Consider the following 24,515-nt stretch of genomic DNA (forward strand, 5'->3'; position numbering starts at 1 on the left):
TGCATTCGCTGTTAGAATAATGCTCTTGTCCGTTCATAAAAAGTGCATCAACCATGACCCGTAAGCTGTTTGTTACCACTGCCCTGCCGTACGCTAATGCGCCCTTCCACCTTGGTCACATCATGGAATATATCCAGGCTGACATCTGGGTAAGGCATCAGCGAATGTCTGGTCACGAGGTACATTTCGTCGGCGCGGATGATGCACACGGTGCACCCATCATGATTGCAGCTGAAAAAGCCAATATCACTCCACAAGAATTTGTGGCGAAGATCGCTGCCGGACGCAAACAATACCTCGATGGCTTTCATATACAGTTTGACAACTGGCATTCAACTGATGGCGAAGAAAACCATCAGTTGTCGCAGGACATCTATCGCAAACTGAAATCTGCCGGTTTCATCACGAGCAAAACCATAGAACAGTTTTTTGACCCGGTCAAAAACATGTTCCTGCCTGACCGTTACATCAAGGGCGAATGCCCTAAATGTGGCGCCAAGGATCAATATGGCGATTCCTGCGAAGTCTGCAGTGCCGTGTATGCGCCGACAGAATTGAAGAATCCTTACTCTGTCCTGACCGGTGCCACACCGATCATGAAATCGTCAGAGCATTTCTTCTTCAAACTGTCGGATGAAAAATGCGTGGAATTCTTGCGTGGCTGGGCCTTGCAAGATAACCGCCTGCAGTCTGAAGTTGCGAACAAATGCAAGGAATGGCTAGAAGGCGAAGGCGGCCTCGGTGACTGGGACATCAGCCGGGATGCGCCTTATTTTGGGATCGAGATTCCTGATCAACCGGGCAAGTATTTCTATGTCTGGCTGGATGCGCCTGTGGGTTATCTGGCTTCGCTGAAAAATTACTTCGGCAAGACAGGTCGTGATTACGATGCTTTTATGGCTGACCCGACGACTGAGCAAATCCATTTCATCGGCAAGGACATCACTTATTTCCATACCTTGTTCTGGCCAGCGATGCTGAAGTTCTCTGGTTATAAGACACCGGACAATGTGTATGCCCATGGTTTTGTGACTGTCTCTGGCGAAAAAATGTCGAAGTCACGCGGTACGGGCATTTCACCACTGCGCTATCTGGAAATCGGCATGAACCCGGAATGGCTGCGTTATTACTTCGCCGCCAAACTGAATGCCAAGGTAGAAGACCTGGACATGAATCCGGAAGACTTCGTTGCGCGTGTCAATTCTGACCTGATCGGCAAATACATCAACATCGCCAGCCGCGCTGCCGGTTTTATCAGCAAGCGTTTTGATGGCGTAGTGGCGACTGACTGGGCGACGGCAGATGATGCCTTCCTCAATAATCTGCGCAATGTCGCGCCAGAAATCCAGGCCTTGTTTGAAGCACGTGAATACGGCAAAGCCCTACGTGCCGCGATGGAACAGGCAGATCTGGTGAATGCCTATGTCGACTCCAACAAACCGTGGGAACTGGCGAAAAAACCAGAGAACGACGCCAAGCTGCAGGAAGTATGCAGCCGCTTGCTGGAAGCTTTCCGCATTCTGACCATCTTCCTGAAACCCGTCTTGCCACAACTGGCAGCACAGGTAGAAGCACAATTGAATATCGCCCCTTTGCAATGGGCAGATGTTGCGATACCATTGCCGCATCATCACAAGATCAATCCTTATACGCACTTGATGCAAAGGGTGGATTTGAAGATATTTGACGACTTGTTTGATGTACCTGCACCGGCAGCTACTGTTGCTTCTGAAACGACATCAGTTGCTGCTTCAGATATCGAACCACTGGCAGAAGAAATCAAGATCGATGACTTTGCCAAAGTCGATCTGCGCATTGCCAAAATCGTCAATTGCGAACATGTAGAGGGTTCAGACAAACTCTTGCGCCTGACGCTGGATGTGGGCGAAGGACGTACCCGCAATGTATTCTCAGGCATCAAGTCTGCCTACCAGCCAGAACAGCTGATAGGCAAATTCACTGTCATGGTGGCTAACCTGGCACCACGCAAGATGAAATTTGGCATGTCAGAAGGCATGGTATTGGCTGCATCGGCCGCAGATGAAAAAGCCAATCCAGGTTTGTACATACTGGAAGCCTGGCCTGGTGCGCAACCTGGTATGCGTGTGCGTTAATACCTGTGTATGTAAATACTTGTGTTCGTTAATATCTTGTCAGCGTATGAATATTGTTGTCCGTGAAGCTGCCATAGAAGATGCGCAACTCATCGCGCATCTGACCCGCACATGCTGGACTGACAAGGTGGCTGCTACCTCCAGCGGCCATCATGAAAGCAGTGAGCGCGTCTGCAATGACTTGATGCAGGGTGGCGGTTTTGTATTATTGCTCGATGATGAACCGGTAGGCTCGGTGCGCTGGCTACCGCTGGATACAGAAAATAATTGCTGGGAAATGCTGCGCATGGGCATTTTGCCTGCTTTTCGGGGTGAAGCCCTGTCCCAGCATTTACTCGAAGCCGTCATTCATGCGGCACAGACATCTGGCATAGAAGAATTACGCCTCGGTGTACGCAGTGACCAGCCCCGTTTGCTGGACTTGTATGCCGCATTCGAGTTTGAACTCGCGCCCGAGCTTGAATATTCCCACGCCAATCCAAATGAGCCAGCTCCGCATGTCATGCGGCGATTCTTGAGAAATTAAAGAAATCGGCATACTTGCCCTCATCTAATATATTTTAGGTATACTATCCTCCGGCTTTGTTAATCCAGATGAGTGATGATGCTTAAGCAATGACTTAAGCAATATCGCCAAACTCCGTCTGCATTTACGCCGCCTTCGTATTAAACTTAGTCTCACTCCTGTCTATCTGCTTTGGAAATCCATCCATGAACAGCCCTGTTAGCCCGTCTGCCATTACCTCCCCCATCCCTGCCCGTCTGGTGCAATTGCGCGCCGCCATGCGGGAGCAAGGGCTGGATGCCTATATCGTGCCGTCCTCCGACCCGCATCTGTCAGAGTATTTGCCTGACCGCTGGCAAGGACGCAGCTATTTCTCTGGCTTTACCGGCTCGGTAGGTACGCTGATCGTTACGGCAGATTTTGCAGGTTTGTGGGTAGACAGCCGCTACTGGAGTTCAGCAGAAACAGAGCTGGCACCAACTGGTATCAAGATGATGAAGATTGCCTCAGCCGCAGCCACCCTGTATATAGACTGGCTGGCCAGCAACCTTCAGCCTGGGCAAACAGTGGGCGTCGATGGTGCGGTATTGGGGCTGGCGACTGCCAGGGCGCTGGAACATGCTTTGCAAAGCAAGGGCATTACATTCAATACCAGCCATGATCTTTTGAATAAAGTGTGGGACGAGCGCCCCAGCCTGCCACAGGCTGCGATCTATGAACATGTAGCACCATATGCGGTAGTCGCCCGCGCCGACAAGCTGGCGATGTTACGCGAACAGATGCGCAGCAAAAACGCTGACTGGCACTTCATTTCTACGGTTGATGACCTGGCCTGGATTTTCAATTTGCGTGGCGCTGATGTCAGTTATAACCCGGTCTTTGTTGGTCATGCGCTCATTAGCCAGACTGAGGCGAAATTGTTCGTCTCGGCAGGCAAAGTTCCGGCAGAATTGGCTGTGGTACTGGCCAAAGATGGCGTCAGTCTGGCAGACTACGGCGAAGCTGCCTCTGCACTGGCGGCTCTGCCAGCAGACAGCAGCATCATGATAGACCCGCGCAGGATCACTTATGGCTTCCGTCAGGGTATACCAGCAACTGTCAACGTTATCGAAGCCATCAACCCATCGGTATTTGCCAAATCCCGCAAGACTGCGGAAGAAGCGCAATTTGTGCGTGAAGCAATGGAACAGGATGGTGCGGCGCTGTGTGAATTCTTCACCTGGCTGGAAGGTGCATTAGGCAAGCAGCGCATCACTGAACTGACCATTGATGAAGAGATCTGCGCTGCCCGTGCACGCCAGCCTCATTTTATTTCACCCAGTTTTAATACCATCGCCGGCTTCAATGCCAACGGTGCCATGCCGCATTATCGCGCCACCAAGGAATCACATTCCGTCATCGAAGGTGATGGCCTGCTGCTCATCGACTCGGGTGGACAATACCTGAACGGCACGACAGACATCACCCGCGTCGTTCCTGTGGGCCAGGTATCAGAAGCGCAAAAGCGTGACTTCACCCTGGTCTTGAAGGGTATGATCAACCTCTCGCAAATGCGTTACCCGCGTGGCACCCTGTCACCCATGCTTGACACTGTAGCCCGCGCCCCTATCTGGGCTGACGGCGTCAACTACGGTCACGGCACTGGCCATGGCGTAGGTTATTTCCTGAATGTGCATGAAGGTCCGCAGAACATTTCTCCTGCGATAGCAGAGGCACATATGGCGATGGAACCTGGCATGATTACCTCCAATGAGCCTGGCATTTACCGCCCTGGCAAATGGGGTGTACGCATAGAAAACCTGCTATTGAACGTGCCAGCCATGCAAACCGAATTTGGTGAATACCTGGAATTTGAAACACTGACGCTCTGCCCCATAGATACACGCTGCATCACGGTAAGCTTATTGCGCGAAGACGAAATCAAATGGCTCAATGATTACCATGCGACAGTCTTGCAGCGCCTGTCACCACGCGTCAGCGGTGCAGCGCTGGAATGGTTGAAGGCAAGAACCCAGCCTTTGTTGCGCCCAGCCAGTTGATTGTTTGTTTACCCGTCTTGAGAAATACTGTTTGAGTTAAATGAGGCACAAGATAGAAGGTGGCGCATGCACTACCTTCTATACTCTAAAAGCCCCCTTAGTGCCATTTGCCAACACTTGCAAGCGCTGGATGGCATTCTGATTTTGCGGATTAAGCTCCAGGGATTTTTGGTAATTGCTCTTTGCAAGTTCATTCATGCCTGCTGTTTCATAGGCTTCTGCCAGGCTATCGTAAGTATTGGCACTTTTGGGATACAGGTAAACACCTAGTTTAAATAATTCCACAACCGATTGTGGCTTCCCGGTTTTCATTTTGGCGTAAGCCCATTCGTTCAAGACTTCTTCGCGCAAATAGAAGTCTGCATCTCTCGCTTTTAAATCCTGATAGACAGCAAACGCCTGGTCGTAACCCGCTTTCTCTATTGCTTGCACAAAACTGAGTGGCATTTTCAATTGCCGCAAACGGTACTCGCCATTGATAATCTTGCTACCTATGTCGTCTACATCTGTCGTAGCATTAGATAGCACAACTACGCCTTTGCCAGCTTTTCTGTCAAACCCGATATAGCTGCGGTAACCACCAGTAGCGCCAGCATGAGAAATAATTTCACTCCCATATTTATTACCGCCACCCCAGGCTAACCTGACTGGCTTGCCAAACGCTTGGAAATCTAAAGGCTCCTGCATTTTATCGACGATGGCTTGCACAGGACTCTCTTGTTTCCCCATATTTGCAGCGAGGAATTTGAGCATATCAGTCATGGATGAGCGCAAGCCACCTGCTCCGTTAAATATTCCCAGGTCCCAGTTGGAAGTAGCTGTCAATGTTGCTTCGCTCGCGCCCTCCTCAGTCACGATGTAGGGGGTAGCCAGGTGTTTCTTCATGTCGGCGGTAAGACTAATACCTGTGTCCTGCATTTTCAAAGGTAAGAGAATACGACTTTTTACCAGTGGCTCATAATCCACACCCGCTCTCAAGCTCAGCACATGGCCAAGCAAACCTATCCCAAGGTTTGAATACTCCATTTTTGAACCTATGTCGCGGGGCAACTGATAAGTGGACAAAAATTGGTATAACAAATCCTGGGTATAGTCGGGGTAAGGATTCGCGGGGTCTTTGGGGGCAAAATTACCTGGCATCCTGGGTAAGCCAGACACATGGGTAGAGAGGTCACGCAGGCTGATCTGCTTGCCAGCACGGCCAGGTACTGTCACTGATTTTGGCAGGTATTTTGCCACCGGATCATTCAAGCTAAGCTCGCCTTTTGTATTCATATCCATCAAGACCAGACTCGTAAATACTTTGGTAATCGAACCGATTTCAAACACAGTGTCGGCATTTGCCAATTTACGGTCTTCCAAGCTGGCATAGCCATGGCTGATGACACGGCTGCCATTATCATCGATGATGCCGATAACAATACTGGCGGCCATTTTTTCCTGATCGATACGTTGCTTGAGGATAGCCCGAATTTCCGTATCGCTCAGTGAGGCAGTTGCCTGCGCACTCATAGCGCAAAGTACGAGTGCCATCATACTGAATTTAAAAGCGCTGCTTAGGATGGGGTATTTCAATTTATCTCTCTCCATATAAATCTGCCGTCACAAATCAACAGGCACGGATCGCAAGACAAATGGACCATGCTGCCATACACAATCCCACAGCATGAAATATGCCATTATGTAAGCATTTGATTTTATAGAGAATATTTATGGACGCGCCTGTCCACTTGGAGCAGGCGGACAGGGGCGGACAATAAGCGGACAAGGAGCAGGCAGCAAAGAAGGAGATAGTGCCGGCAAATTTATCAATTCACCAGCTCTACTGGACTGCAAAAATTAAGCAGTGATTGCCGAACCCGGAAACTGCACGCAGAATTTACTACCTACGTCCGGCGTAGATTCAATCAACAAATTCGCCTTGTGCCTGAGCAGCACATGCTTGACAATCGCCAGGCCCAGACCAGTTCCCTGGGTTTCGCGGGAACGGCTTTTATCGACGCGGTAAAAACGTTCTGTCAGGCGCGAGATATGTTCTGCGCTGATACCTATGCCATCATCCTGCACTGCAAATTTGGGGCCATTTGGAGTATCTATCCAACTGATCTTGATGTTGCCATTCTCGGGTGTATAGCGGATTGCATTCGTTACCAGATTGGTCAGGGCACTACGGATTTCATCATTGCTGCCGCGGATATCCGGGCCTGTGCATTCCAGCGTGATTTTGTGCTTGCCAGCAGACAGAGCATGCGCTTCCTGCATGATTTGCTCCAGCAAGCCTTGCATGCTGATGCGTTCAGGGCGAGGTGGATAATCCACCGATTCCAGTCGCGTCAGTGTCAGCATGTCTTCTACCAAACGCTGCATGCGTTCGCCCTGCTCTGTCATCAGTTTCAGATGCATATTGCGGGTGTGGTTATCGAGGTCGTCCTGCATGGAAGCGATCTCCAGAAAACCATTAATGACCGTCAATGGAGTACGCAATTCATGCGAGGCATTGGCGATAAAGTCGCGCCGCATCATGTCTATGCGCTCTGATTCAGTCACATCATGGGTCACCAGGATCTGGCGACGGTTTTCAAACGGGATGATGTGGGCAATCAGCTTGCGGTCACGGAATGACAGCGTCAGCGGTGTTTCGTAGCGTCCGAGGATAATATAATCCATGAACTCAGGGCTGCGTACCAGGTTGGTAACCCGCATGCCCTTGTCCTGTGCGTGGCTCAGGCCCAGGTGGCTTTCTGCTGCTGGGTTGCACCATTCCAGAAACAGCACGTCATCCATGATGACCACGCCATCTGGCAGCAAGGTCATGGCCTGGCGAAAACGTGCCAGCCATTCTGCCAGTTCTGCCTGGTTCTTTTCATCATCACGGCGCAATTTATACAGGCGTGAAAAAATATCAGTCCAGGCACCCCAGCCATCCGGCAGGCGTGAACTATTCGGGTTATCCAGCCAGTCTGCCAGGCGCTGCAAATAAAATAGCTGTACGCAAAACAGGGTCACCATACCGATCAAGCCTAACACCAAACCTGTTACCGGACCCCATATATACATAGCGGATGCGGCTCCCATGAGAACCAGGGCGATGCGTACAAATGCAGAAATCCAGAAAATAAGGCGTGGAGACATAGTGGGTCCTGAGGGTTCTCAGTAATTGCTTGAAATGTAATGCACAGATGTAATGATATAGGTTTTACTGATATCAGTGAGCAATGTTTGCAAGCTATTCCAAAACAGGAATGGCGCTGCCACACTGCATATAGCTTATGCAGTGAGCGATGCCGTAAATAGCATGAGCTGATGCCAGTTTATTTTTCAGACAGCATGTAGCCAACGCTACGCACGGTCTTGATCAGTGACTCGGCATTCTTCAAGACTTTGCGCAGGCGCAGTACGTGGACATCTACCGTCCGCTCTTCGATGACGACATGGTCGCCCCAGACTTTGTCAAGCAACTGGCTGCGTGAAAATACGCGTTCCGGATGGGCCATGAAGAATTTCAGCAGCTTGTATTCAGCATGGCCAATATCGACCTTATTGTCTTCTATCTTGACCGTGCAGCTGACAGGGTCAAGTACTACAGAGCCTGCCGTCAGGGCGGTCTGTGCATGCTCAGGGCTCTTGCGACGCAACAGGGCCTTGATTCTGGCGGTCAGTTCACGCGGCGAGAAAGGCTTGGTCACATAATCGTCAGCACCATGGTCGAGACCAGCAATCTTGTCTTCTTCCATGCTTTTTGCGGTCAGCATGATGACAGGGATTTCATTGAACTGACGGTCTGAGCGTATCTTGGACAAGAGGCGCAAACCACTCTGATCAGGCAACATCCAGTCCAGCAAAATCAATTGCGGAGTACGGCGCTGCAAATACTCCCAGGCCTCAGCCGTCGTATTGACAGCAAAAGTGTTCCAGCCTGCCGCACGAAGGGAAAAACTGACCAGTTCTACGATTGCCGGTTCATCTTCTACGATGAGTATTGTTGTGTCTGTAGCCATCATCAATAATTAATTCTGTTGTTCCTGCTTGCTTGCCACATAGTCCGAATGACGGATATCCTTGCCTTCAACGATGTAAATCGTATGCTCGGCAATGTTCTTGGCATGGTCACCGATACGTTCTATCGCCTTGGCCACCCACAGGGCGTCCAGCGACGATGATATCGTACTTGGGTCTTCCATCATGAAAGTAATCAGATTACGCATGATGGAGCGGAAATCATTGTCGATCAGTGCATCCTGAGCAATCAATTGTACCGCCTTGCCACCATCAAGACGGGCAAAGGCATCGAGAGACTGATGCAACATGTCTGCCACACTGCTGGCCAGTACACGAACAGTATCATAGCCGCTGAACATAGGCACGCCACGTTTGCCAGCCGCTGCATCTCTGGAGATGCGGGCAATTTTTGTTGATTCATCACCGATGCGTTCAAGATCAGTAATGACCTTGCCGGTTGCCATGACAGTGCGCAAGTCATTTGCTGCTGGCTGGCGTTTGACGATGAGATGGCTGCACATGTCGTCAAGCGACACTTCGAGGCGGTTGACTTCGAGGTCAGACTGGATCACGGCTTCTGCCTGTTCTGCATTACCGGTGCGGAAGCAGGACATCGCATCGTGAAAATGGCTTTCCACCAAGCCGCCCATCAACAAGACCTTGGAGCGTATCGTCTCCAGATCCATATCGTATTGTTTTGAAGAGTGTTCGCCTGTCACAGGTTTCTCCTGAATTCGCAATTGCAAAATATAAACGCCAGCTCGCGCAAAATAATCTATCCGTGCTCCCACGGATAGATCTGCGCAAGCATGGTACGTCTGTTAGCCGAAACGGCCAGTAATATAGTCTTGAGTTTCTTTCTTCACCGGGTTCATGAAGATATGATCAGTTTCACCAAACTCGACCAGTTCACCCAGATACATATAGGCAGTGTAATCAGAACAACGGGCTGCCTGCTGCATATTATGAGTGACGATGGCGATGGTGTATTCCTCTTTCAGTTCATTGATCAGTTCTTCGATCTTGACTGTAGAGATAGGGTCCAGCGCTGAGGTCGGTTCATCCAGCAGCAACACTTCCGGCTTCACTGCAACACCACGGGCGATGCACAGACGCTGTTGCTGACCACCAGAGAGGCTCAGACCACTCTTGTTGAGCTTGTCTTTGACTTCAGTCCAGATCGCGGCTTTTTTCAAGGCCCATTCTACGCGCTCATCCATCTCGCCCTTGGACAGGTTTTCATACAGACGCACACCGAAAGCGATGTTGTCATATACCGACATAGGGAAAGGCGTAGGCTTCTGGAACACCATGCCGACGCGGGCGCGCAGCAAGTTGATGTCCTGATCCGCATCAAGGATATTTTTACCGTTATAAATGATGCTGCCCTCTGCACGCTGACCTGGGTACAGGTCATACATACGGTTCAGGGTACGCAATAAAGTTGACTTGCCACAGCCGGATGGGCCGATGAAGGCTGTGACTTTTTTGTCGTAGATATTCAGATTGATATCGCGCAGGCTGCGTGTCGCACCATAAAAGAAATTCAGCCCGCCGATTTCGATTGCTTTTTTCTGTTGGTTGTCTTGAGTAGTAGTCATATCGAGGCCAGTATTAATGCTGTGTTTTTTGGTTAAACAAAGTACGCGACAAAATATTCAAACCGAGAACGCTGAAGGTAATCAGCAGTGCACCGCCCCAGGCCAGCTCACGCCAGTTGTCGTAAGGGCTCATGGCGAACTGATAAATCACGACTGGCAAGTTTGCCATCGGTTGATTCATATTGCTGCTGAAGAACTGGTTATTCAGGGCTGTGAACAGCAAAGGTGCTGTTTCACCAGAGATACGCGCTACTGCCAGCAAGATGCCGGTCACCACACCTGCCTTGACTGCTCGCAAACGTATCATCAGGGCGACCTTCCAGCGTGGCGCACCCAGTGCAAATGCGGCTTCGCGCAAGCTGGCAGGTACCAGGCCCAACATATTGTCAGTAGTGCGGACAACCACGGGAATCGCGATAAGAGAAATCGCAATACTGCCTGCCCAACCAGAGAAGTGTTTGACGTTAGCGACATAAATCGCATAGACGAACAAGCCAACCACGATGGACGGAGCAGACAGCATGATGTCAGTCACGAAGCGCGTTACACCGCCAAACCAGCTCTTGTCGCCATACTCTGCCAGGTAAATACCTGCCAATATGCCTATCGGAGTAGAAATCAGCGTAGCGATACCGACCATCACAAAGCTGCCAAAGATGGCATTCATCAAACCGCCACCGTCGCTGCCAGGTGCAGGTGTCGATTCGGTGAACATGGCGATGTTGACTGCAGTAGCACCTTTGAGCAGCAAGGTGAACAGTATCCACATCAAAAAGAACACGCCCAGCACCATGGCGATCGAAGACAGGCTGATACCTATCTTGTGCATCAGCACGCGACGACGATATACCGGATTACTGGCAGATTGCATCGTAGAATTTTCCATTATTTTGCCCCTTCTTTACGTGACAGGCCCAGCAACATCAGCTTCGCTGCAGACAAGACAATGAAAGTAATGACGAACAATATCAAACCCAGCAAGAACAATGAAGAAGTATGCAGTGGTGATTCAGCTTCGGCAAATTCATTGGCCAGTGTAGAAGCGATACTGTTACCAGCAGCAAACAAAGACCAGGACAAGTGATGGGAATTACCAATCACAAAAGTAATTGCCATGGTCTCGCCCAAGGCACGGCCCAGGCCCAGCATGACGCCGCCGACCACACCAATTTTGGTGTAAGGCAAAACGATCTTGCGTACTACTTCCCACTTCGTGCAACCGAGGCCGTAAGCAGATTCTTTCAAGACTGGCGGCACAACTTCAAACACATCGCGCATGACAGACGAAATGAAAGGAATAATCATGATGGCCAGGATCACGCCAGCAGCCAAAATACCCATACCTATCATGGGGCCAGAAAACAGGATACCTATCACTGGCAGCTTACCCAGCGTAGCGGCCAAAGCTGGTTGCACATATTGCGAGAACAAGGGGGCGAATACGAACAAACCCCACATACCGTAAATAATACTGGGTACACCGGCCAGCAATTCAATTGCCGTACCCAGTGGGCGCTTGAGCCAGTTGGGGCAAATCTCTGTCAGGAACAGGGCAATGCCAAAACTGACCGGGAAAGCGATCAGCAAGGCAATGATCGAAGTCACCAGCGTGCCAACGATGGCGATCATGCCACCGAATTTATCATTGACCGGATCCCATTCTATGGTCCAGATGAATGGCAAACCAAATTCCTTCATGGCCGGAATGGCACGCAGGAATAAAGAAATAATGATACCAACCAGTACCACCAGCACGAGAGCGGCGAAAGTAAAGGTCAGTTTATGAAAAAAGAAATCTTGCCAACGCTGGCGACGCATTACTGCTGCCATTTTTGCCGGATCAATCTGATCGGCTTGATGTGGCAATGTGTTAGTCGCAGGTGGGATTGCAGTTGGTGCAGTCATGTTGACGGAGGACATTTGGGTAGTCATGGGTGTCTTTTCCACCGGAAGGTAATCCGGACAATTCCGGATTACCTCGATTTGTTTAGTTCAACGTCTGAACAGGTTGAAACTTTTTATTACCAGAGCGCTTTACCGGAAGCATCTTTGACTTTTGCTTTCCAGTTGTCTTCGATCAGTTTAACAACTGGTGCTGGCAAGGAAACATATTCCAGTTCAGCAGCCATTGCGCCACCGTTTTTGAATGCCCAGTCAAAGAATTTCAATACTTCTTTGCCTTTTTCAGCATCAGCCTGTGCTTTGTGCATCAGGATGAAAGAAGCACCAGTGATTGGCCAGGTGATTTTGCCAGGCTGGTTAGTCAATACCAGGTACATGCCTGGTGCTTTGCTCCAGTCAGCGCCCGCAGCAGCGGATTTGAAGTTTTCATCATCTGGTTCAGCGAATTGGCCATCGGCATTTTTCAACAAGGTGTAAGTCATCTTGTTTTTCTTCACATAAGCGTATTCAACATAGCCTATGGAATTTCTGATTTGCTTGACGCTGGAAGCAACGCCTTCGTTACCCTTGCCACCTACACCAACTGGCCATTTAACAGCGGTAGAAGAACCAACGGCTGTTTTGAAGTCCGGGCTGACTTTGCTCAGGTAATCTGTCCACAGGAAAGTCGTGCCGGAGCCATCAGAACGATGTACAACAGTGATATCTTCTGTCGGCAATTTCAGACCGGCATTGATGGCTGCGATTTCTGGTGCATTCCATTTAGTGATCTTGCCCATGTAGATGCCAGCCAGTACTTCACCTGTCATCTTCATTTTGCCAGGAGCGATACCGTCCAGGTTAACTACAGGAACCACACCGCCGATGATGGCCGGGAATTGCACCAGACCTTCAGCGTCGAGCTCTTCTGCCTTCAAAGGCATGTCAGACGCACCAAAATCGACAGTCTTTGCCTTGATTTGCTTGATACCGCCACCGGAACCGATGGATTGATAGTTCAGACCGTTGCCACTGGCTTTTTTATAAGCTTCTGCCCATTTTGCATAAATTGGATATGGGAAAGTCGCGCCAGCGCCTGTAATATCGGCAGCCTGGGCAGCGCCAAATGTGACAGCGACGCCAATTGCAGCGATGAGAGTTTTGACAACACGTTTGATTTGCATGTTCACCTCAGAGTTAAATAACAGTATTCAGTACTACGAGGCGCACTGTACAAGCCAAATATGACAAGATTATGACGTGAAGCAAAGCCTGTGAAATAATTGCACTTGTTATCACTTTTTTGTCATAAACTTGTCATTTAAGACGTCTAGAATGCTTGCGTATATATATGACGCCCTTTATGACATGCAAAAAACTATGCCAAATCAGGAAACACCCTCTTCAGCAACCGCGCCAGAAGACATGAAACAAGTTCCTGACACTGGAATCAAGGCACTTGCCAAGCAAGTCAAACCAGTGGCAGCACCAGAATTGTCACGTTCGGTGATTTTCCTGGACAGGGAGATGTCACAAATTGCCTTCAACTGGCGTGTGCTGGCCCAGGCTGAGGACCGCAGCATCCCCTTGCTCGAACGCTTGAAATATTTGTGCATCGTCGGCAGCAACCTCGATGAGTTCTTTGAAGTCAGGGTGGCCAGCCTGCTGGCACAGAACACGATCGATGGCGAACTGGTACAACACCCAACCTTCCAGGCCATGCTCAAACGCGTCAGCGATGAGTGCCATCAGTTAGCAAAAAGACAATATGAATTACTAAATCAGGAGATTTTGCCCCAGCTCTCCAAAAAAGGCATACATCTGTTGCGCCATTCCGAGCGCAATGAAGCCCAGCGTGCCTGGGTGAAATCCTATTTTGAACGTGAAGTCAGACCCCTGTTGACGCCAATCGGCCTGGACCCTGCTCACCCCTTCCCTCAAGTAGTCAACAAGAGTTTGAATTTCATTGTCTCGCTGGCAGGCAAGGATGCTTTTGGCCGTGGTACAGCCATTGCCATCGTCAAGGCGCCACGCGTTTTGCCGCGCATCATCCGTCTGCCAGATGAACTTTCCAACAATGGCATGGCTTTTTGCCTGCTGTCTTCTGTCATACACTCCCACATAGAAGACTTGTTCAATGGCCGTGAGGTGATCAATTATTCACAGTTCCGCGTGACGCGCGACAGCGACTTGTGGGTGGATGAAGAAGAAGTCAAGAATCTGCGCCAGGCACTGCAGGGTGAATTGCAAACCCGCCAGTTCGGTGCGGCAGTGCGCCTGGAAGTCGCAAAGAACTGCCCTGAGGATTTGTCACGCTTCCTGCTTGAACAATTCAATCTCGACAGTGACCGTCTGTATCCTGTGGATGGCCCGGTCAACATGGTCAGACTCGGTGAGCTGGTCGATCATGTCAAGCAGCCGAATCTGCGTTTTCCGCCGTTCTCGGCCAAGGCCATCGGTAAATACGCGCATGCCGATATTTTTACCCTGCTGCGCAAGCAAGACATACTCTTGCACCACCCTTTCCAGCCTTTCCAGACTGTTATTGACTTCATACGCTCGGCATCACAAGACCCCAGCGTGGTGGCGATCAAGCAGACTATCTATCGCACCGGCATGAATTCGGATTTGATGGAGTCGCTGATCACAGCGGCAAGGCTAGGCAAGGAAGTCACCGTCATCGTCGAGTTGATGGCACGCTTTGATGAAGAAGCGAATATCAACTGGGCCGACAAATTGCAACGCGCTGGTGCCCAGGTTGTGTATGGCGTGGTGGGTCTGAAAACCCATGCCAAACTGGCGCTGGTGATACGCCGTGAAGAAGGCGGTAATCTGCGTCACTATGCCCATCTGGGCACTGGCAATTACCACCCATCGACCACGCGTTTTTATACAGACTTTGGCTTGCTGACAGCCCACCCTGAAATGGCGGCAGAAGTCAATGAAGTGTTTATCCACCTGACTGGTTTGACCAAACCTAAAAAACTTGATTACCTGTGGCTGGCACCGTTTGCCCTGCAACCGCAAATCATTAAAGCCATACGCAATGAAGCACGCATAGCCCGCGAAGGCCGCCCTGCCCGCATCATCGCCAAGATGAATGCATTGCTGGATGAATCTGTCATCCGTGCGCTCTATGCGGCATCGGCAGATGGCGTAAAAATTGACCTTATCATACGCGGTGCCTGCGCCTTGCGCCCGGGCGTACCTGGCTTGTCTGAAAACATCAAGGTGCGCTCCATCATAGGCCGCTTCCTCGAACATAGCCGCATCTATTACTTCCGTAATGATCTGGCGCATGATGTGTATCTTGCCAGTGCCGACTGGATGAACCGCAATCTGTTCCGCCGTATAGAAGTGGCTTTCCCGGTACTCGAAAAATCCTTGAAAAAACGGGTTATTTCCGAAGGGCTGGAGCCCTATCTGAAAGACAATGTGAACGCATGGACACTGGACTCGGATGGCCGCTATGAGCGCAAGAAAGCCAGAGCCAAACAAGTGCGCTTTTGCGCCCAGCAACATTTGATGCAAACCCTGGGTTCCTTATCTGAGGCGGAAGAATCATAATGGATCTTATCCTCTGGCGTCATGCAGAAGCAGAACCGGCGACGGCTGAACTGACTGATGAATTCAGAAAATTGACAGGCAAGGGAAACAAACAGGCAAGCAAAATTGCTTACTGGCTCGATAGCACCTTGCCTGAAACCTGCAGGATACTGGCCAGCCCCACCATACGTACCAGGGACACGGCTGAAGCCCTGATCGCCTGCGGCAGGAAGTATAAGGTCGTTCCTGAACTGGGGCCAGCAGCCACGGTCAGTGACGTATTAACGGCGGCCAACTGGCCGCACAGCCGCGAACCTGTACTCATCATCGGCCACCAGCCTTACCTGGGCCAGGTCGCCGCTGAATTGCTGGGCCACCCTTTGCAAGAATATAGTGTGCGCAAAGGAAATGTCTGGTGGATCACGCAAAAGCAGCGAGAGAACGACATCGTGCAAACCTATCTGAAAGCCATCATGTCGCCCGACCTGGTGGTGAAATAGCACGCGCCTCCAGCAAACCCGCCATAGGTAAAAATACTGGCGCTCTGCAGCAAATCCTGCTTGCTGTTAGTATGTAGGGCCGTCTTTACCCATAAAGCACGATGAAACCCACGCACATCCTTGCCGCCCTGATTGCCGTCATCACCTGGGGCATCAATTTCGTAGTCATTAAAATCGGTTTGCAAGGTTTGCCGCCTGTGCTGTTCACCGCATCGCGCTTTATCTTTTCTGCCCTGCCCCTGGTATTTTTTGTGTCATTTCCGAAGACCTCGTGGAAATGGGTGGCTGCCTACGGCATGTTTCAGTTTGCCTTCCAGTTCACGCTTTTGTTTTGCGGTATCAAGCTCGGCTTCCCTGCCGGGCTGGCATCTCTGGTCATGCAATTGCAGGCCTTCATCACCATGGGTCTGGCCGTTGTCATCATGGGTGAAAAACCGCTATTCGTGCAGGTGCTGGGTGCCCTGATCGCCCTGTCCGGCATGGCGCTGGTTGCCATGCATCTGGAAGCACAGGCAACCATCATAGGATTCCTTCTCGTTGTCGCCGGTGCGGTATGCTGGAGTATCGCCAATATCGTCACCAAGAAGATAGGTGTAGTCAATCCGCTGGCGATGGTGGTGTGGGGCTCGGCCATTGCCAGCCCGCCCTTGCTGCTGGCGTCTTACATGATGGAAGGCATGGATGCCTGGCAAGTCGCCTATGCGCAACTGAACTGGACGTCTATAGGTGCCATTGCTTACCAGTCTTACCCGAATACCATCGTCGGTTTTGGCATCTGGTCATGGCTGATGCGCAAATACCCCGCCGCGACGATAGCACCGTTCACCTTGCTGGTGCCAGTAGTTGGCATGGTCACCGCATCTATCGTGTTGAACGAGACTTTGTTCTGGTGGAAAATCTGTGCAGGTTTGCTGGTACTTGGTGGCTTGGCTTGCAACCAGTTTGGCCTGCGTATCTGGTCGTGGTTCAAACCGGCTACAGCAACCTGAATTAGCCCGCAACGGTTTCCAGTTCTGCCTCTTCCGCATCGGTATCTGCCACAGCGTCCTCCACCGAATCTGTCACATATTCAGGGTGGCAGATGTCATGCCAGGTCACCAGTCTGAGTTCACCCTTGGCATCTTCCACCAAAGCTGACAGGCTTTCTACCCAGTCACCATCATTGCAATACAGAATGCCGCCTATATCGCGTATCTCTGGCTTGTGGATATGGCCGCAGATGATGCCATCAAGTCCCTTGCGGCGTGCTTCATCTGCCAGTGCATCTTCAAACTGCGTGATATAGCTGACCGCGTTCTTGACCTTTTGCTTCAGGTATTGTGACAACGACCAGTAAGGCATGCCAGCGCGGGCGCGCCAGTTATTGAAGATCTGGTTGAATTTCAGGATGACGGTATACAGGCTGTCACCCACATAGGCGAGCCATTTGGCACAGGCGATGACGCCATCAAACCTGTCACCATGCAAGACCAGCATGCGCTTGCCCGCTGCTGTGGTGTGCACCAGCTCGTCCCTGATCTTGATACCGCCAAAATCGAGGTCGATGAACTGACGTATCGATTCATCATGATTGCCAGGAACGAAGATGACATTCGTGCCTTTCTTGGCTTTTTTGAGGACAGTCTGCACCACATTATTATGGGTCTGGTCCCAATACCAGCGGCGCTTGAGTTGCCAGCCGTCGATGATGTCACCGACCAGGTACAGGGTATCTGAATCGGTGGCACGCAAAAACTCCAGCAACTTGGCCGCCTGGCAGCCGCTCGTTCCCAGATGCAAATCTGAAATCCAGATAGTGCGGAAACGCTGGGTTTCTTTCTTACCGGTTTTATACAATTTGCTATTCAGGAACTGATCGGCTGGTTTCATGTTTATTGCTCCCCTGTGCCGTAATGGCGTGCGTAACGGTCATCCAGATTCGCCAGTGGCAACATGACGAATAAATCAGCGCTATGGAAATCAGGGTCCCAGGCAGGATCACCACACACCCAGGCACCGGCACGCAGGTAGCCCTTCAACAATGGCGGAATACGTGCCTCAGTCGTGCTGCTATCGATTTCATCGAGCGGGAAAGGCGTGTGTGGCGTGACGCGGTATTCGAGCGGAGAGAAATCTGCCGCAGACAAACCGCGGTATATCGCCGCAGCATTCTGGCCACCATCAGTCAGGCTGATACTCGCGCAACCGACAAGGTGCGAGCAGCGCTCACGGCGCATATAGGCAGCCAGGCCAGCCCACAGCAGCATGATGACGGCACCGCTGCGGTAATCAGGGTGTATGCAGGCACGACCGGCTTCTGCCACACTATTGCGTATATGTTGCAGGCGCGACAGGTCAAATTCTGTTTCGGAATAATAGCGGCCCATCTGGCGGGCGGCATTTGGCCCCAGGATGCGGTAGGTACCTACCACTTTCAGGGTCTTGGAATCGCGCACGATCAGGTGATCGCAATACTCATCAAATTCATCCTTGTCCAGGCCATCCGGGTTGGACAAAGCAGACAGGCCCATGCTTTCTATAAAGACCTTATAGCGCAGGCGCTGTACTTCTTTGACTTCTTTTGCCGTGGTAGCAAGGCTCAGATTGAGTTTGGAAAAACTGGGATTAGCATCGGCGGGTATCGTGAGTAATCGCATTCATCGTCCTTGTCATGTTGTTCGTTTATCCGACGAACGAAGAATAATCAAGGATTACTTCAGCAAGATGACAGCAAGATGTCGGTTTTATGACAAGTCTGAAAAACAACAATCCCCGTTTTGGCTGATATTGAGCGGATGCCAGAACGGGGATAGTCTTGAAAAACTGTAGCTCAGCAGGGCAAAACCGCATGCCGGGTACGTTCCCGGCATCGTGCTCCTGCTATTCAGCGCATTCCTGCGGTTGAATTATTTTTCTTTCTTTGGCCTGCCCGCCTTCAGCGGCGCCAGACCAGCAATCAGTTTCTTGAGGGCTGGCACGTCAGTCTTGCTCAACAGGGCGACGCCTATACGCAGCAACTGACTCTTTTTGACTTCAACGCCAGCTTTCAGGCAGGCTTTTTTGACAGCACCAAGCGCCGCATATTCGCTTTCCGGCATGGTGAAACTGTCGCGCACCAGCTTGGCCTTTTTGACTTTTTCGACAACCACGTCGGCCACGGGTTTGGCTTCAGGCTGCCTGGCAGCCAGCTTGGCGCGCACAGGGGCTTTCACGGGCGCTTTTGCAGCGACTTTCACCTCGTCAGCAGGTTTGCTGACGACTTTCTTCCCGGCAGCCACAACAGCAGGCTTAACAGGCGTTTTTTTGAGGGCGACGACTTTTTTCTCTGCACCTGCGACTACAGTACTTACTTTTTTCGTTGCTGCGGTTACCATTCCAGCCTCCAGATTAGAAAACATGTAAACAATATAAACAATTTATTGTAGATATGCAAGGAAGAAGCATAGCCACTAGAAATGACAGGTTCATTACGGAAAATACCGCTTCAGGGAGAAATTTTCAGGCTCGTGAGATAATCCGCGCCAATTCGTTTCCAGCCCCCCCGCTTTTCAGCTTTATTTTTTATCATGAATACACGCAACTCCCTGCTTTTTCCCCTGGTTTTACTGCTTTCCCCTCTTGTCAGCCTTCCTGCCCATGCTGACATTCAGGGCTCAGGCTCGTCTGCAGCGGCTCCCCTGTACCAGAAATGGGCAGATGCTTATAGCAAAAACGCTGGGATTACCGTCACTTACCAGGCCAGCGGCTCGTCCGCCGGTATCAAGAAAATCAAGGAAAACAGTGTGGAATTTGGCGCCAGCGATGCGGCCCTTAGCCAGGCCGACCTGAAAAAAGACAAACTCATACAGTTTCCCTCTGCTATTTCAGGCGTGGTGCCCGTCATCAACTTGCCAGGCATCAAAACCGCCGAACTGCGCATGACTGGCGAAGTCCTTGCGGGCATATTTTCTGGCGAAATCATCAGCTGGAACGATACTGCGATCACGGCACTCAATCCCGGCTTGCGCTTGCCAAACAAGAATATCGAAGTCATCGTGCGCCAGGATGGTTCAGGCACGACCTATAATTTCTCTGATTATCTGGGCAAGGTCAGCAAGAATTGGCAAACCAGGTATGGCAGGAATTTCACCATTCCCTGGAACAGCCGTTTGATACAAGTCAAAAGCAGCAGCAATATTGCCAGCACGCTCAAGAAAACCCCGTATGCCATCAGTTACATCGACTTTAATTATGTAACGCAGGAAAAACTCGACTATGCGCTGCTGCAAAATCGCGATGGCAAATTCATCACCCCTTCTGCCGAAGCATTTTCTGCCGCCCTGTCAAACAGCAGCTGGAAAACCGATGCCAATTTTGAGGAAATGCTGACCGACAAACCGGGGCAAAAAACCTGGCCTATCAGCATGGGTACTTTTATCATCATGCAAAAGCGTGCCAGGGATGCGCAGCAAACCACCGCTACCATGAAGTTCTTTACCTGGGCCTTCATGCGCGGTGACCGCTTTGTCAACAGCGTCGATTTCGTGCGCCTGCCCGATAGCTTGCAAGCCAGGATATTCAAGGAAATGACGACCGTCACCGACAAGAACGGTAATATCCTGAACTGGAATCTGAGTACTGATCCTGGTTCAAAAAACTAAAACATAAAGCAAGGACTATTTTCAATCCTTGCGCAGCTTTTCTACCGCCTTCAATTCCGTTGCACGGTCAACTGTCTGATTGGTATTGGCAAACATGCTGTTGGCGGGCAGTTTGATTTCTATGTCTGATACCGCCCCAACCTTGATCGAGCCCTCGCTGAGGCTGAGTGCCAGCACATGGCCACCTGCCTTGCGGTCATCCGAAAGATAATGCCAGTGATAACCCGGCACATTAAAGCCCTTGGCAAAACCGGGGCTGCGGAATGCAACCAGGGTGCCCCTGGTATTGCTGAAGTTAAACAGTGTTTGTGTCTTGGTCACTTCTGCCAACGGTTTATAAGGCTTGTCCTGCGGCGAGATGGCACGTGTAGTCAACTGCTTGAATTCGCCATCTACCCTGATCAAAAAAAAAAGATTTTTATTGACCAGTCGTTCATCTAGCATGTCTTCCAGCTCCTTCATGCTGGTTTCTTTGCTGACTTCATAGCGATTGTCTGCCTTGAAGCTAGTCACCACGGCAAAGGGCGTCAATTGTCCGCCACTGGCTTTAACCACAGTCCCATCTGCCTTGAACTGGAACACGTCGCCATCAAGCACAATCATTTCACCATCAACGCGGTTGAAGGTGCCGATACCAAAATCGCCTTTCCGTTTAAGTTCATCAACCGTCAGCTCACCTTCATAGGCACCTGCGAGCAGTGCATCTATCGTGGCGTAATGAAATACTGTCGCCTGTTTTGGTACCTGAGCACAAGCCGACAGGGTAGCGACGAAAAACAGGACTGCCAGTTTTTGAATTTTCATGATTCTCTATGCATTTATGTTGATGAGGGGGATGTAGTAAAAGGCATATTGCCACTGATTACTTATCAATTGCTTACTCCGGTGCTTCTGGTCTTGCTCTGGCCCTGGCGATCAGTAAAGCGGCAATCGTCAGCAACATGGCAAAACAGGTCGTTGCACATAAGGCAAAGCGAAACAAAAATGCCTCTTTGGCTGCACTGGCGCTCTTAGCACCAGATATGGCAAACGCCATTGGCAATGCGAGCAATAACGCAGTCAGGGCAGTGCTGGCAATTAAAATATACCGCCACTGATCACTCTCCCTTGGCTCGAGTATGACGATGTGCGGAAGTTTTCTCAGCCATTGCCAGTAACAATAAGCCAGTCCACCTACACCAATCAAGGTACTCAGATGCTGTAACAGATGGAAGACACGGGTATGAAAACCGGCTATCTCTACTGGCTCACGCAAGACATCAAAATAGGCGACCGCAAAGCCACTGGCATGGGTAAATGCATCCCAGACTATGTGTGTCATGGCCCCCAGCAGCAAAGACAAGGATATCCAGATCATCTGCGAAACACTCAGTCCCAGAGATTCAGACAGATGCGCCTGCAACGCCTGTCTTTGTATCTGCGGCAGCAAATAAATAAAATGTGTTTGCATCAAGCGCAAGAAGATGAATATCACCCAACCCAAAGGCAGGCACACCAGCACCAAGCCCGGCCACTGGTGCGCCAGTGTCGCCAGGTCAAAGGCAAACACATAGTAGCCAAGATCAGGCGCAATACTGCCAATAACCAGAGCCATCAAATTGAAACGCTGTGGCACCAGGCAGCGCAAGGGCAATATGGCGAGTGGATGGGCAAAGGTCCAGGGCATGTTCAGGTAAAGTAAGTTCAGGTCATCCGTTAGTACGTTTTACAATTAAGCAGGATTCTTCTTGCAGGGCAAATCAAAATCAACATGATAATGCTCATCATGCCTGATCCAGGCTTTTCCCCTCATGAATTTCAGGTGTTTTTGCAGATAAGGCCCACGCTTTGTGGCAAACAATTTTGCCTGGTAGGGCGGGTCAATGATCACCAGGGCTAGCCCCCTGCTCTTGGCTTTTGCCGCCAGATCAAGCTGGTATAAATGCTCAGCCAGGGCGGCAAAGTCGATGCGGTAGTCACCAAAACGTCCTTGTGCATCGAAATCGATATCGTAGCCATAGTTATTACTCATATTCCGAGGTAAAGGCCGGGAAATACCTTGAGCATCTAGCACGGGCATCATGAAATCGACAGACAGACCATTTTTATGCGTGCGGTGAGGCCGCATGCGCCCACCTGTTTTCCAGCCGGTTTCACCATAGACAAAAACTTTGTCTATGGCAGTTTGCTCGAGTTCTTGATAGGCCAGGGAAATAATTTCTGCAACAGTGGAATGTACATACGTGCGCCCCAGACTGACGCCAAGGGCACTATACGCAGAAAAATTATTACCTTTTTCTGGCAAACTGATGCCAGCTTCCAGCCTGCCATTGGCGACTGTTCCATAGCAGGTACTTGCTTTGGCCTGCGCTTTTTCTTGTGCTTTTGCCAGCCCTGATGCAAGCCCTGCACAAGACCATGCCAGTACCAGGCCTAACAGCCGAAGACGGAGATGGGCGATGGATTCCACCTTGACGCAGATACTTATTTTGGCTCAGTCGTTTGCGCAGGTGGCGTAGTGCTCACTGCAGGGGCTGGAACATTCACTACCGGCATTGCATTTCTCCAGTTTTCTGGCGTGCACATTTCCCATTTTGCATTGGTCACATAAAACAATGCTGCCTGCTTGTGGGACAGAACATGGAAGGATGGCTGCTGTATCGCCTTCACCGTACCATCAGCAATAAAATACTCAATGGAAAACCGTGGATAAGCCATGACCAGGCCACCGACTGCAAATGAAACATCTTCAGGCTTGATGATCTCTGCTACTTTGCCTTCACTGGTGCCGGTGGTGACTTCCATCAGGCGCAGCCTGGTTTTTTCAAACAATTCACGCTCAGCCATGGATTCGCGCGCATTATTGAGTTTGCGCAAAATACCCAGTGGATTGGTACCGATATCCACCAGCGAGCCAATTTGTGACAGGGAAGGATTATTGACGACTTCAACAATACTGCGCCAGCTCGACTTGCCAGAGAATTGCAAAGTGATTGCGGAGGTCGGCTGGCTGGCGGCAAGCAAACCCTCTATCCAGGCATTGGCGTCTTTAGCCCAATGGTATTTGGTGGCGGAAGCATAGCCACGGCAGCTATAGAAAGCCAGTGCATCCTGTTTGGAAACCGCACCCGTGAGTTTGTTTTCAACAAACACCAGTCCACCGACATCACCATCTGTCATGGCAACATAGGCAATATTGCGCCCCTGGGCATCTTTCATCTCAAAGCGTTCCATGGCCGACTCTTGCGGCACCGTTGTAATCACATAGCGTGCATCGGATTTTTGATCCACCGCCAGGCTCTTGATAGGCCCCGCAGGTTTAGTGGGTTGATCTACATTATTGGCGGCAAGCGCAGGATAGGTGATGCCGAGAGCGAGTGCTGGCAGCAGGGTGACAATTCTGGATCGCATATGATGAAAAAGATTTATAAAGAAGCAATCTTAACTGAAATTGCTGATCTATAGCACTTTTCCTGGGCAGGTGGATGGGGTTATTGATGCATGTCGGCAGTATGGTAACGATTACAGTCAACGCCAAAAGGCTGCTGTCATGCTCCACTTCGTGGTGGTGTCACTTCCAGTGCGACAAGTGGTAGCAACAGGGGCGTCGGATAACACCATGTCTGCCATTACCGGGCCAGAAAAATTCCAGCCTTTTCACTGACCTCACTACATCAGCGTTCACACCAGTGCTCGAGACACCACCACACGCCGCCAACATAACTGAAAAAA

Annotated in this window: 22 protein-coding genes; 7 read left to right on the plus strand and 15 right to left on the minus strand. The window is 50.6% G+C overall.

The window, feature by feature from the left end:
* Window positions 1-53: 53 nt before the first annotated feature.
* The 3 genes from metG to UNDKW_RS15580 all read left to right on the plus strand — a co-directional run bounded on the left by metG (window position 54) and on the right by UNDKW_RS15580 (window position 4,658).
* Window positions 54-2,114, plus strand: coding sequence for a methionine--tRNA ligase (gene metG, locus UNDKW_RS15570; protein ID WP_162059411.1), 2,061 nt, complete (start codon window positions 54-56; stop codon window positions 2,112-2,114).
* A 46-nt stretch (window positions 2,115-2,160) separates the two neighbouring features.
* Window positions 2,161-2,640, plus strand: coding sequence for a GNAT family N-acetyltransferase (locus tag UNDKW_RS15575; RefSeq protein ID WP_162059412.1), 480 nt, complete (start codon window positions 2,161-2,163; stop codon window positions 2,638-2,640).
* A 185-nt stretch (window positions 2,641-2,825) separates the two neighbouring features.
* The gene (locus UNDKW_RS15580; protein WP_162059413.1) at window positions 2,826-4,658 is read left to right on the plus strand and encodes an aminopeptidase P family protein; all 1,833 of its coding nucleotides are present in this window, start codon (window positions 2,826-2,828) and stop codon (window positions 4,656-4,658) included.
* A gap of 78 nt (window positions 4,659-4,736) precedes the next feature.
* Here the strand turns inward: UNDKW_RS15580 and UNDKW_RS15585 are convergent, their stop codons facing one another.
* The 8 genes from UNDKW_RS15585 to pstS (UNDKW_RS15620) all read right to left on the minus strand — a co-directional run bounded on the left by UNDKW_RS15585 (window position 4,737) and on the right by pstS (UNDKW_RS15620) (window position 13,323).
* The gene (locus UNDKW_RS15585; protein ID WP_162059414.1) at window positions 4,737-6,194 is read right to left on the minus strand and encodes a serine hydrolase domain-containing protein; all 1,458 of its coding nucleotides are present in this window, start codon (window positions 6,192-6,194) and stop codon (window positions 4,737-4,739) included.
* Between the two features lie 303 nt (window positions 6,195-6,497).
* A complete protein-coding gene (phoR, locus tag UNDKW_RS15590) occupies window positions 6,498-7,790 on the minus strand; it encodes a phosphate regulon sensor histidine kinase PhoR (protein ID WP_162059415.1) in 1,293 nt (430 codons plus the stop codon).
* A gap of 179 nt (window positions 7,791-7,969) precedes the next feature.
* Complete coding sequence (gene phoB / locus UNDKW_RS15595; RefSeq protein ID WP_162041889.1) at window positions 7,970-8,656, minus strand: phosphate regulon transcriptional regulator PhoB; 687 nt, start codon at window positions 8,654-8,656, stop codon at window positions 7,970-7,972.
* Between the two features lie 9 nt (window positions 8,657-8,665).
* A complete protein-coding gene (gene phoU / locus UNDKW_RS15600; protein ID WP_162059416.1) occupies window positions 8,666-9,376 on the minus strand; it encodes a phosphate signaling complex protein PhoU in 711 nt (236 codons plus the stop codon).
* A 102-nt stretch (window positions 9,377-9,478) separates the two neighbouring features.
* Window positions 9,479-10,258, minus strand: coding sequence for a phosphate ABC transporter ATP-binding protein PstB (gene pstB / locus UNDKW_RS15605; protein WP_162041891.1), 780 nt, complete (start codon window positions 10,256-10,258; stop codon window positions 9,479-9,481).
* A gap of 13 nt (window positions 10,259-10,271) precedes the next feature.
* Complete coding sequence (gene pstA, locus UNDKW_RS15610) at window positions 10,272-11,144, minus strand: phosphate ABC transporter permease PstA (protein ID WP_162059417.1); 873 nt, start codon at window positions 11,142-11,144, stop codon at window positions 10,272-10,274.
* Window positions 11,144-12,088 carry a phosphate ABC transporter permease subunit PstC gene (pstC, locus tag UNDKW_RS15615; protein WP_232063429.1) on the minus strand — a complete coding sequence of 315 codons (945 nt, stop codon included), beginning with the start codon at window positions 12,086-12,088 and terminating at the stop codon, window positions 11,144-11,146. The genes pstA and pstC overlap by 1 nt, the downstream gene beginning before the upstream one ends.
* A 191-nt stretch (window positions 12,089-12,279) precedes the next feature.
* Window positions 12,280-13,323, minus strand: a complete 1,044-nt coding sequence (gene pstS, locus UNDKW_RS15620; protein ID WP_162059418.1) for a phosphate ABC transporter substrate-binding protein PstS — start codon at window positions 13,321-13,323, stop codon at window positions 12,280-12,282.
* 241 nt (window positions 13,324-13,564) lie between these two features.
* On the opposite strand from pstS (UNDKW_RS15620), the gene ppk1 reads away from it, so the two are divergent.
* The 3 genes from ppk1 to UNDKW_RS15635 all read left to right on the plus strand — a co-directional run bounded on the left by ppk1 (window position 13,565) and on the right by UNDKW_RS15635 (window position 17,174).
* Complete coding sequence (ppk1, locus tag UNDKW_RS15625) at window positions 13,565-15,706, plus strand: polyphosphate kinase 1 (protein WP_162061961.1); 2,142 nt, start codon at window positions 13,565-13,567, stop codon at window positions 15,704-15,706.
* Window positions 15,706-16,185, plus strand: a complete 480-nt coding sequence (gene sixA / locus UNDKW_RS15630; protein ID WP_162059419.1) for a phosphohistidine phosphatase SixA — start codon at window positions 15,706-15,708, stop codon at window positions 16,183-16,185. The genes ppk1 and sixA overlap by 1 nt, the downstream gene beginning before the upstream one ends.
* A gap of 101 nt (window positions 16,186-16,286) precedes the next feature.
* Window positions 16,287-17,174 carry an EamA family transporter gene (locus tag UNDKW_RS15635; protein ID WP_162059420.1) on the plus strand — a complete coding sequence of 296 codons (888 nt, stop codon included), beginning with the start codon at window positions 16,287-16,289 and terminating at the stop codon, window positions 17,172-17,174.
* A 1-nt stretch (window position 17,175) separates the two neighbouring features.
* Here UNDKW_RS15635 and UNDKW_RS15640 read toward each other — a convergent pair whose 3' ends face one another.
* The 3 genes from UNDKW_RS15640 to UNDKW_RS15650 form a co-directional block, all read right to left on the minus strand.
* Window positions 17,176-18,054 (minus strand): UDP-2,3-diacylglucosamine diphosphatase, encoded by an 879-nt coding sequence (locus tag UNDKW_RS15640; RefSeq protein ID WP_162059421.1) that lies wholly within the window; start codon window positions 18,052-18,054, stop codon window positions 17,176-17,178.
* 2 nt (window positions 18,055-18,056) lie between these two features.
* A complete protein-coding gene (locus tag UNDKW_RS15645) occupies window positions 18,057-18,821 on the minus strand; it encodes a GNAT family N-acetyltransferase (protein WP_162059422.1) in 765 nt (254 codons plus the stop codon).
* 249 nt (window positions 18,822-19,070) lie between these two features.
* Window positions 19,071-19,538, minus strand: a complete 468-nt coding sequence (locus tag UNDKW_RS15650) for a hypothetical protein (protein WP_162059423.1) — start codon at window positions 19,536-19,538, stop codon at window positions 19,071-19,073.
* Window positions 19,539-19,730: 192 nt separating this feature from the next.
* On the opposite strand from UNDKW_RS15650, the gene pstS (UNDKW_RS15655) reads away from it, so the two are divergent.
* Window positions 19,731-20,804: a phosphate ABC transporter substrate-binding protein PstS gene (pstS, locus tag UNDKW_RS15655; RefSeq protein ID WP_162059424.1), complete on the plus strand. Its 1,074-nt coding sequence runs from the start codon at window positions 19,731-19,733 to the stop codon at window positions 20,802-20,804.
* Between the two features lie 21 nt (window positions 20,805-20,825).
* Here the strand turns inward: pstS (UNDKW_RS15655) and budA are convergent, their stop codons facing one another.
* From budA to UNDKW_RS15675, 4 genes are all read right to left on the minus strand, one after another.
* Complete coding sequence (budA, locus tag UNDKW_RS15660) at window positions 20,826-21,608, minus strand: acetolactate decarboxylase (RefSeq protein ID WP_162059425.1); 783 nt, start codon at window positions 21,606-21,608, stop codon at window positions 20,826-20,828.
* 73 nt (window positions 21,609-21,681) lie between these two features.
* Window positions 21,682-22,470, minus strand: a complete 789-nt coding sequence (locus UNDKW_RS15665) for a DUF4184 family protein (protein WP_162059426.1) — start codon at window positions 22,468-22,470, stop codon at window positions 21,682-21,684.
* A gap of 45 nt (window positions 22,471-22,515) precedes the next feature.
* Window positions 22,516-23,253, minus strand: coding sequence for a penicillin-insensitive murein endopeptidase (locus UNDKW_RS15670; RefSeq protein ID WP_232062992.1), 738 nt, complete (start codon window positions 23,251-23,253; stop codon window positions 22,516-22,518).
* A 14-nt stretch (window positions 23,254-23,267) separates the two neighbouring features.
* The gene (locus UNDKW_RS15675) at window positions 23,268-24,194 is read right to left on the minus strand and encodes a hypothetical protein (protein WP_162059427.1); all 927 of its coding nucleotides are present in this window, start codon (window positions 24,192-24,194) and stop codon (window positions 23,268-23,270) included.
* Window positions 24,195-24,515 lie beyond the last annotated feature (321 nt).

The sequence above is a fragment of the Undibacterium sp. KW1 genome (assembly GCF_009937955.1).
GTDB lineage: Bacteria > Pseudomonadota > Gammaproteobacteria > Burkholderiales > Burkholderiaceae_D > Undibacterium.